6 protein-coding genes are annotated in these 10,210 nt (G+C 54.7%); 4 read left to right on the top strand and 2 right to left on the bottom strand.

The window, feature by feature from the left end; all coding sequences use genetic code 11:
* Positions 1 to 214: 214 nt before the first annotated feature.
* Positions 215 to 1,267 (bottom strand): aldose epimerase family protein, encoded by a 1,053-nt coding sequence (locus NB063_RS30070; protein WP_250933147.1) that lies wholly within the window; start codon positions 1,265 to 1,267, stop codon positions 215 to 217.
* A gap of 418 nt (positions 1,268 to 1,685) precedes the next feature.
* The gene (locus NB063_RS30065) at positions 1,686 to 2,288 is read right to left on the bottom strand and encodes a GntR family transcriptional regulator (RefSeq protein WP_250933146.1); all 603 of its coding nucleotides are present in this window, start codon (positions 2,286 to 2,288) and stop codon (positions 1,686 to 1,688) included.
* A gap of 497 nt (positions 2,289 to 2,785) precedes the next feature.
* On the opposite strand from NB063_RS30065, the gene NB063_RS30060 reads away from it, so the two are divergent.
* From NB063_RS30060 to NB063_RS30045, 4 genes are all read left to right on the top strand, one after another.
* Positions 2,786 to 3,625, top strand: a complete 840-nt coding sequence (locus NB063_RS30060) for a kappa-carrageenase (RefSeq protein WP_250933144.1) — start codon at positions 2,786 to 2,788, stop codon at positions 3,623 to 3,625.
* Positions 3,626 to 3,986: 361 nt separating this feature from the next.
* Positions 3,987 to 5,168 carry a glycoside hydrolase family 117 protein gene (locus NB063_RS30055; protein WP_250933142.1) on the top strand — a complete coding sequence of 394 codons (1,182 nt, stop codon included), beginning with the start codon at positions 3,987 to 3,989 and terminating at the stop codon, positions 5,166 to 5,168.
* Positions 5,169 to 5,223: 55 nt separating this feature from the next.
* Positions 5,224 to 6,483: a glycoside hydrolase family 117 protein gene (locus NB063_RS30050; RefSeq protein ID WP_250933139.1), complete on the top strand. Its 1,260-nt coding sequence runs from the start codon at positions 5,224 to 5,226 to the stop codon at positions 6,481 to 6,483.
* A 433-nt stretch (positions 6,484 to 6,916) separates the two neighbouring features.
* On the top strand, positions 6,917 to 10,159 hold the full coding sequence (locus tag NB063_RS30045; RefSeq protein ID WP_250933137.1) for a glycoside hydrolase family 2 TIM barrel-domain containing protein: 3,243 nt from the start codon (positions 6,917 to 6,919) through the stop codon (positions 10,157 to 10,159).
* The last annotated feature ends 51 nt before the right edge of the window (positions 10,160 to 10,210 follow it).

The raw sequence follows: 10,210 nt of genomic DNA, 5'->3' as shown, positions 1-10,210 counted from the left end.
CGAAAATCAACACGCTGCTAGGCCGCAAGTATCGATGCCAAGAAACTTGCGATCAAACGGATTCAACGACCACGTCGAGCCATTCTGGTGCGGTCCGGAAAACAGAGCCCGAATACGGTCTTTGTGGTAATTAGAGCGACCGATCCAGACGCGACGGACCGTCTCCGGCGACGAAGCTCAGGCAAATCAATTGCCCAAACGTCGTGCTGTCGCACTAAGCCCAACTGATTTTGTAGATAGTCGTTTCATTGTACTTTTCGCCCGGCCGAAGCACTGACCGAGGGGCGCCCTCGATATTTGGTCCGTTGGGGTATTTCGACGTCTCGATACAGAAGGCACGAAACTGGCCGAACTTTGCTCCACTTTCACGCTGCAAATTGTCTGACGTGTAGCGTCCGGTGTAGAAAAGCGTCCCCGGCTCCGTGGTCATCACCTCCAACTTCCGCCCCGAGGTCGGCTCGCTGACCTCAGCCACCTTTGCGAGTTTACCGTCAGAATGATCGAACGCGTAAAAGTGTTCGAACCCGAGCGGCAATTCGGTGAACGCATCCCCAATCCGTTTCGGCTGGGTAAAGTCCGTAGCCGTTCCTTCGACGGCTGCTTCCTCGCCGACCGGAACATTGGTTTCGTCCGGGACCAAATAACGATCGCTGCCGAGCTGCAACACGTGATCGAGAATTTTGTCGCTGAAACCATTCAGGTTGAAATACGTGTGGTTGGTCAACGACACCGGCGACGCTTTATCCGTCTCCGCTTCATACTTGATTCGAAGCTCGTTGTCGTTGGTCAACTGATAGTGGACAGTGACATTTAAGTTGCCGGGAAACGATTCGTCGCCATCTTCGCTCTTGAGTGTCAGCGATAAGCTGACGCTGTCCTCGTCTTCGGACGTCCCCGCAACCGACCAAACTCGTTTGTCGAATCCACGGAGTCCACCATGCAAATGGTTCGGCCCATCGTTGGTCGCGACTTGGTGTTGTTGACCATCGACGGTGAATTGGCCGTCTTTGATTCTTGCCGCATAGCGTCCCACGATACAGCCGAAGTAAGGCGAGTTCGCCTTGTACTCGTCTGCAAAATATCCTTCGAGCGTGTCGAAGCCACACACGATGTCACTAACGTTGCCGTCTTTGTCGGGAGTCATGATCGACGTGACGGTACCACCATACGTGGTGATTTTGACGACCATCCCGTTGTCGTTTTCTAGCGTGAACAACTCAACGGGTTGACCATCGAATTCACCAAACGGCGATTGACTGATTTGCATCTTGTGGGCTCCGAATGCGGTTGCGGTGGGGAGAAGTGAAATGATTTGCACCGCCGGGGTGCATGGGAAGTGAGCGTGAAGTTGTGCGTTAAACGCTGCAAGTTCGAGCTATTGCAAACGATTGGAAACGCGTACCGATTCGAAGTGTCTGGTGGCGACGCTTGATTGCTTGAAACGAGGATTTCACGGTGAGGAAAGCCAGAAGTTCGTCTCGTGTCGAAGATAGACGAGGAAGCCATCTGAGCAATCGACGCGAACTGAACTCGCATTCGAAGGCACGTGGGTTCATCAACCGTACAACCGGGGTTGCGATCTGGCAAACTCACTCGAACCGTCATCGCGGCGTGTTTGATGACGTCCGCATGGTTCCTGCTATCACCGCGGTGGTCAGACGATAAACCGCCGGTTGCTGGTTCGCTTATTTGATGTTGGCGCGGACGGCAGCGAGTGTTTTCTTCAAATTGCCATCTCGGAACGGCTCGAAAATGGCGACGTGCTCTTTGTAGGCTTGTCCGTAGTCACCTAATCGTGTGTACGTCAATAACATGCGGGAACAAAGCTGTCGCCACGTCGGCACCATGTCCTCTCCGCCGCACGCGACCAAGATCTTTTGGTGGAATTCGATATCGCGGATTGCGACTTGGGACGCTTCACCCGATTGGCATGCTTCGTGTAGACGCTCCAACGCCTGCTTAACGTCCGCCGTGGATTCTTTCGACTTGGTATCGAATCCACGTTGGATCACATAGGTTTCGATCTGCAGTCGCACCGACGTAATGAATTCTCGGTCTTTGGGATTGGGCGGATGACGCACCATCACACCACGGTTGGCTTGGTAGGCGAGGTAGCCTTCGTGAGAGAGTTGAATGAATGCATCGCGAACAGGACCGCGACTCACGCCAAACCGCGCTGCCAACTCGATTTCTCGGAGCATCGTCCCGGCCGGGAAACGACCGGACAGCAAATCATTTCTGATCTGATTGGTGACCTGCTCTCGCACGGTCTGTGGAATCAACGACATGCACGCCTCCCGACATTGAGAAAAGCTCTGGACAACCCACCAGAGAACCCTACATTGTTAACATCATACATTACTGCCGGGCCGACACAACCCCTATAGACTTCGCTTTTGCTTGGATTTGGTCTCTGTCCAAGGGCCTAGAACATACCGCGAGGGTCAAAAAGCGGATATCCGCGAAGGCTGACAAGAAACGCCGACAGCAACGTACAAGAGTGAAGCGTTTCAAGCGACGGCCAACGCAAATAGCAGGTCAGAAGAACAAAACAAAATCTCCCTCCCAACTCCCAACTCCCAACTCCCAACTCCCAACTCCCAACTCCCAACTCCCAACTCCCAACTCCCAACTCCCAACTCCCAACCCTTCCTCCCCCCACCCACCGCGGAGTTCTCGCATGTCCCTCCTCCATCCGCTTACGCTCGTTATTTCCGCATGGAGTGCGCTGTTCGTTCTGAATGCCAACCTCGTGCATGCTCAACCGAGCCGTTCGAAAACCGGGATGAGCAAACAACCATTTTTGATCGCCCCTGATCCGACGAAGTCATGGATCCTGGACGAAACCGTCTCGGACGAATTCGACTCCGCCACGATCGATCGCAATAAATGGATAACTGACATGCGGCCATGGGGAGACCGCGCGTGGTCGCCGGACAACCTGATCCAAGGAGACGGATCGCTACGCATCCGGGCTCGCTATCAACCCCACACCCAACGCGGAAATCAGTACTTCTACAAACTGGGGATCCTGCAATCTCATCGCAAATCGACTTACGGATATTTCGAAGCTCGGATCAAAGGTTGCAGCCGGTTCCCGGGTTTGTGTCCAGCGTTCTGGCTATACAGCAACGGCCGAGACCGAAATCCGAAATACCCGCGCGTTACCTACAGTGAAATTGACGTCGTGGAAATGTTGCAAGGCACGTGGGACACGGCCACGAAACAGATAAGTAGCCCCAATCGAATCGACTGCAACCTCCACACCCGAGTCTTAGATGAAGCGGGCCGAGAGCAATGGATTCGCCCGCAACATCTGCCCGAGGTCTGCAGCCACCACTGGAACGCGCCGTGGGATCCACGTGACGACTTCCACGTCTACGCCTGCGAAAACACTCCCGAAAAGATCACGTGGTTCATCGATGGCAAGAAGGTAGCCGAAGCGGAAAATCTCTATTGGCACCTTCCGATGAGCGTGACGTTGACCATGGAACTGCGTCCACCGTTGATTGATTGGGCCGGTGTCGACGGCAGAGTCCCGGTACCGAGCGAGAGCACCAGCAAAGGTTTCCCCACCGAGATGACGGTCGACTACGTCCGTTGCTGGGTCCGTCGCCCCGAGTGATTTCCTCGGCGTCTTCCGGTGGCCCTGGCACGCCAGTTTTCGCACGCCCATTTCCCACACCCGCTCCTCCGCGGGTGCGATCGTTGGCGTGGTCGGTCGACTTACGTTTGGCCAGCCGATCGATCTCGGCCTGTCCGGGTCATGCCCGGCGCGGGCCCTACCCGGTGCGAGCCCCCACGCGTCGCTATTTGGGAAGAATCACCCCCTCAAGGAGTTGACACGGGGCACGCAATGGCTACTTTGTTGATTGTTAACAATAATAGCCCATTGAATAACGGTTGATTTGGCTGCTCGTTGTACTTCGCGGTTGATCGAGCCCAAGCCACTCGCACGAATCCCCACGACTCCTCCGAGATTAACGATGCAGACCACGAAATGGATCGTACTGATAACCTGTTTCCTCGCAACGGCTCCCACCATGGCACAAGAGTCTCCGATCCCCACACCCGAGCAAATCGACTTCTTGGGCATCACCCACCCGGACAAATTGAGCGCGGCCTCGAAGCGGGCGCTCAAGTGGCCAAAGATCGGCAACGAGTGGTTCGTAGAATTTGATACACACGATCTCAAAGGAGACCTCGCTTACGAAGAAGGCGTTTGCCGCCGTGACCCGAGTGCCATCATCAAGGAGAACGGGAAGTATTACGTGTGGTACACGCGAGGCACCGGACCGACTCAGGGGTTTGGTGGCGACATTGAAAACGACAAAGTATTTCCGTGGGATCGCTGCGACCTTTGGTACGCAACCTCGACCGATGGTTGGACATGGAAAGAAGAAGGACTCGCGGTCGCGAGAGGCCCCAAAGGTGCGTACGACGATCGCTCCGTCTTCACATGCGAAATCATGAAACACGATGGCATGTTCTATCTCTGCTACCAAACCGTCAAATCACCGTACAACGTGCGGGTTAAAAACCAAGTCGGATTGGCGTGGTCGGAATCTCCTGACGGTCCATGGACCAAAAGCGAAGAACCGATTCTCAGTCCGGCGGACAACGGGGTTTGGAAAGGCGAAGAACAGAATCGATTCAAAGTCATCAAGAAAGGGGACTTCGACAGCCACAAGGTTCACGACCCGTGCATCCTTCCGTACCGCGGAAAGTTTTACTTGTACTACAAAGGTGAACAAATGGGCGAAGCAATCACGTTCGGAGGGCGGCAAATCCGGCACGGCGTCGCGATCGCGGACACCCCGAAAGGCCCGTACATCAAGAGCCCCTACAACCCGATCAGCAACAGCGGACACGAAGTTTGTGTGTGGCCCTATAACGGTGGCATCGCTTCCTTGATCACAACGGACGGGCCTGAAAAGAACACGATCCAGTGGGCGCCGGACGGCATCAATTTCGAAATCATGTCGGTGATCAAAGACGCTCCCCACGCGATCGGATTGAACCGCACCGCCGACACGGAGAAGGAACCGACGGAAATTCTGCGTTGGGGGTTAACACACGAGTACAAGACGTGGCACTACCAACACATCCGCCGTTTTTCGTCGCGGCGGGTGATCAATCACACGGCAGTGGGCGAATCGGCCGATTGAGCTAGGTCGCGTTCTTCCAACTCCCCCACATTCTCCCACCAACGGCCCCCGTCCGATGTCGAATCTCAATCGATTTTTGTTCGCGACGCTTGTCCTCGTGTCTGTCGTGACCCCCAGCGTGTCTTTCGCGGACGAACCAAGCGGTTTCCCGTGGGACATTCCGCAATCGAAACCTGACCGTCCGCTCAGCGCCGCGATGGAGCGGTTGTATACGAACTATCTCACACCACGTCCCGAAGACAACGAATTGTTTTCGAGTTTCAAGTACACGCGACTGGAAGGTTTCGACTACCACGATGGCGATGGAACGATCTCGCGTCGCGACCCTTCCAAAGTGCTCCGTATCAACGACAAGTACTACGTGTGGTACACCAAACGCGACACCGACACACCGCCGCAAGGTGCCGCCAAATGCACTGACACGATCCCTTCAACCGATTGGGATCTATGCGAGATCTGGTACGCAACCAGCAACGACGGGTTCACTTGGAAAGAACAGGGCGTCGCGGTGCCCCGCCCGCCCAAACCACAGGTCGGATGGCGTTCGGTGGCGACGCCCGATGTGCTGGCGTGGAAAGGAAAGTACTACCTCTACTACCAAGGATTCATGGAAGCCAGCGGCACGAAGGGCGATCATTGCCCGGTCGCGATGTCGTACGCGGATTCACCCGATGGACCATGGACCGTTCACGGCGACGTCGTCGTTCCCAATGGGGCCCCGGGCGAATGGGACCAGTTTTCGATCCATGATCCCTATCCCCTCATCTATAACGGCAAGATCTATCTTTATTACAAAGCCGCCTTCGGCGATCGGCCCGAATACTTGGTCGCCAACGGCTTGGCGATGGCAGACGATCCCGCGGGGCCTTTTGTCAAACACCCGCTCAACCCGCTTTTGAACTCGGGACACGAGACGGCCTACTTCCCATTCAAAGAAGGCATCGCCGCGTTCGCGACGACGAACGGAAATGAGAGCAATACGATTCAGTACGCCCCCGACGGAATCAATTTCCAAATCGCCGCAGTGACTTCGTTGATTCCTATTGCTTCCGGACCTCACGTTCCCGATGCGTTTGATTCCAACGGAAATGGTCGTGGGATCAGCTGGGGATTGTCGCACTTTACCAACCCGGGAACGTGGGCCAAAAGCCACAGCATCCTAGCTCGGTTCGATTGCGATTTGAGTTTGGATGTAGACGATCCAGCGATGAAAAACACTCACGTTTGGTTAAAACCAGAGATCTACTTTTCGCAGGGGCTAACGAAAGCTCAACGACAGCAACGCGAGTCGGCGAGTCACTCGGTTGGCAAGTGACGAGTTAACGAGACACAGAGTCTGCCAGGAATCGATCGTCGAACTCAGTTCGGGATCACATATACCTCGCTGCGTTTGTCTTCGCGCCCGCGACAAATCCTGCACTCGAAACACCCGACACGTTGTTTCAGATCACTCGCGTTTGCGAGCCATCGCAAAGTGTATAGGCTCGCGCCCTGCTATGCGTATTGTCGCATTTGGTCCACCACCACCAAGCCGCCTGTCTCGTCTGTGTACAATGGCAACGCCCGTTGCGTGATCATTGCCGAGCGAAAACACGCGACACGGCTATCAAAAACTTCCTCACTATCAAACTGCTTTCCCGGCCAATCGGTTGCATACAACGCGATCGACCGTGGTGTCGTGCGAGCAAGAGATTGTCAGAGACAACGGACTACTCAACGCCACTTCGTAACGAGAACGCGTCCAAGAAATGAAACTCTATCTGTTCACAGCGGTTCTGTTTATTTTCCATTCCTCGCTGGCATTCGCTCAAAACGATTGGGAGTCGGAAACAGTATTCGAGCGAAACAAACTCGCCGCGCGAGTGCCGACGTATTCGTATGCCAGCGTCGACGACGCATTAGACGGCAACCGCGAACCTTCTCGCATGCGGTCGCTCAACGGAACGTGGAAGTTCCAATACGTTGACCGCTCTGAAGAACTTCCGACCGAGTTCATGACAGCAGATTTTGCTGGGGATGGATGGGATGACATTCCCGTACCTTCTAACTGGGAATTGCAAGGCCACGGGCAGCCAATTTATACGAATATCACCTATCCCTTCACGCCGCGTATCTTCGATAAGACGCTGAAATACGACTGGAAAGGCCCTCAACCGCCACGGCCACCTTTGATCTACCGCGACAATCCGGTCGGTAGCTACTTCCGTGACTTCGAGGTCCCCGAGGACTGGAGCGAGCATTCGATCATCTTGCACTTCGGCGGAGTTTCGTCCGCGTTTTATGTCTGGGTCAACGGCCAGCAAGTTGGGTACAGCCAAGACAGCTGTTTGGCAGCCGAATTTGACATCACTCAGTACGTCAAACCGGGAACCAACCGCCTCGCCGTGCAGGTGTTTCGTTGGTCCGACGGCAGCTATCTCGAAGACCAAGACATGTGGCGTCTGAGCGGCATCCAACGTGAGGTCATGTTGCTCGCTCAACCCAAGATCGCATTGAATGATTTCCATGTTCGCACCAAGTTGGACAGCGATCTCAAAGACGCGAAATTGCAGATTCGGCCCAGCGCTTGGGTAGGCGACGGCATCGACCAACTCGACGGGTGGAAGATCACGGCGCAACTCTTCGACGCCGATCGTCAAGCCGTTCTGACAACTCCGCTGACGACAACAGTCAGCGAGGTCTACAACGAACGCTGGCCGGCGCGAGACATCACCAAATTCGCTTTTATGGAAGCCGACATCACCCACCCACGCAAATGGTCGTCGGAAGATCCCTACTTGTATCACCTCGTCTTTACGGTACGCGATCCTCAAGACAACGTCGTCGAAGCCCGCAGCCAAAAAATCGGTTTTCGGCAAATCGAGTTGAGTGATCAAGCGGAACTCTTGATCAACGGCGTCCCGGTCAAGTTGATGGGTGTCAACCGACACGATCACCATCCCGTGCGTGGCAAAGCACTTACACGCGAAGACATGCAAACCGATGTCGCGCTGTTGAAAAAGTTCAACTTCAACGCCGTCCGCACGTCGCACTATCCCAACGATCCGTACTTCTACGAACTCTGTAACGAGTACGGGATTTACGTGATGGACGAAGCCAACATCGAAACCCATCACCTCGGCGGTTTCATCCCAAACACTCCGTCGTGGAGCGGTGCGATCATGAGTCGTATCTATCGGATGGTCGAGCGTGATAAAAATCACCCCTGCGTGATTTCGTGGTCGCTCGGCAACGAATCCGGAACCGGCCCGATCATGGCCGCTGCTGCGGCGTGGATCAAGTATTTTGATCGATCGCGGTTCATTCATTATGAAGGCGCCCAAGGTGACCCGACCGATCCGGACTACGTCGAAGGCAACGGCGTGGGGTACCAATCCCAAGGTTGGCCAACGATGTCGAATCCGGACGATTCCGATTATGTGGACGTAGTCAGCCGGATGTATCCGGACCTCAGCCAACTAGTCAATATGTCACAAAATCCCAAGATCGATCGGCCGATCGTGATGTGTGAATATCTGCACGCGATGGGAAATTCGATTGGGGGACTCGGCGAATTCTGGGACGAGATTCGAGCAGCCCCCAACCTGATGGGCGGATTCATTTGGGACATGATCGATCAGGGACTCGAAAAGACGCACGAAAGCGGCCAAACGTTTTACGCGTACGGTGGCGACTTCGGCGACGTCCCCAACGATGGAAACTTCTGCATGAACGGCGTGTTTGCCTCCGATCGGACTCCCAACCCGCACGCTTGGGAGTGCAAGCATGTCTTTCAACCGGTCGCGTTCGAACCATCCGACAGCGGTTTCCCCGATATCAAGGTGACGAATCGTTTCGCGTTTTCAAATTTGAGTGATTACCAAATCCGTTGGGCGATTCTTAAAAACGGAACCGAACTTGATTCCGGCAACCTTCCACCCCAGCAAATTTCGGCCGCGACTTCACAAGTGATCTCGATCCCGCACACAGGAATTGCCGTCGAGGAAGGGCCTGAGTATTGGCTGCGTTTAAGCGTGCACGAGACATCGGATCGCCCGTGGTGCGAAGCAGGGTTTGAAGTCGCCGCGGATCAGATTCTGTTGAAAAAGGGGACTGAACCGAGCGAGCACGTTTCAACGTCTAACGGAACCCTCGAGGTCCGCGAAACGGCCGAAGAAGTCACTCTCGCAGGTCAGACGTTTTCGGCAAGTGTTTCGAAAGCAACCGGATTTCTGACATCGTATCGGTTCGATGGTGTTGAGCAGTTGGTCACTCCGATGCGTCCCAACTTCTCACGCCCGCCTACCGACAACGATTCGAAGGCCGCGAGTTCGGGTGACTTCCGCAAGTCGCAGCAAACGTGGAAGGATTTGCCTTGGAAAATGAAGACCGAATCGGTGGAGGTGAAAACCGTCTCAAATTCCGCGAGACAAATCGTAGTCACGCAAAGTTTCCAAAATCAAATTCGTTTGGTCACACGCTACACGCTTTTCAGCGACGGCAATTTGGTCGTCAACATGGACCTCGATGCCGATGAGTCACTGCCGAATCTGATCCGTTTTGGAATGACCACAGGAGTTTCATCGGAGTACGAGCAGACGACGTATTACGGACGCGGCCCTTGGGAAAACTACGACGATCGTCAACGGTCTGCCTTAGTCGGCGAATATGGCGTGCCGACTCGGTCCATGTTTCACAACTATGCGATGCCACAGGAAAATGGCAATCGCACCGACACTCGCTGGGCAACGTTGACGACGTCGAATCACGAGTCAGGACTGCGTATCGTTGGCATGCCGACCTTTAGTTTTTCGGTCTGGCCCTACGATGCTGAAAACATCGCCGATGCCAAGCATCCATATGATTTGACGCCCCAAGGCTTTTACACCCTCAACATCGATCTGTTGCAACTCGGCCTGGGCGGAACGCTCTCCCACACCCTTCCGCAATACGTGCCACGTTCAGGGAAGTACCGTTTTCAATTTAGGCTGCAACCGCTCGCATCACGTTAGCCCTTGGCGGTCTTCGAGCTTGTTAAGCTGGTACATAGAAGTGATTCGGTA

Origin of the sequence: Aporhodopirellula aestuarii (assembly GCF_023701485.1) — a bacterium.
GTDB lineage: Bacteria > Planctomycetota > Planctomycetia > Pirellulales > Pirellulaceae > Rhodopirellula > Rhodopirellula aestuarii.
Note: the sequence above shows the minus strand (reverse complement) of the source record. Positions and strands in the feature narration are given on the sequence as shown.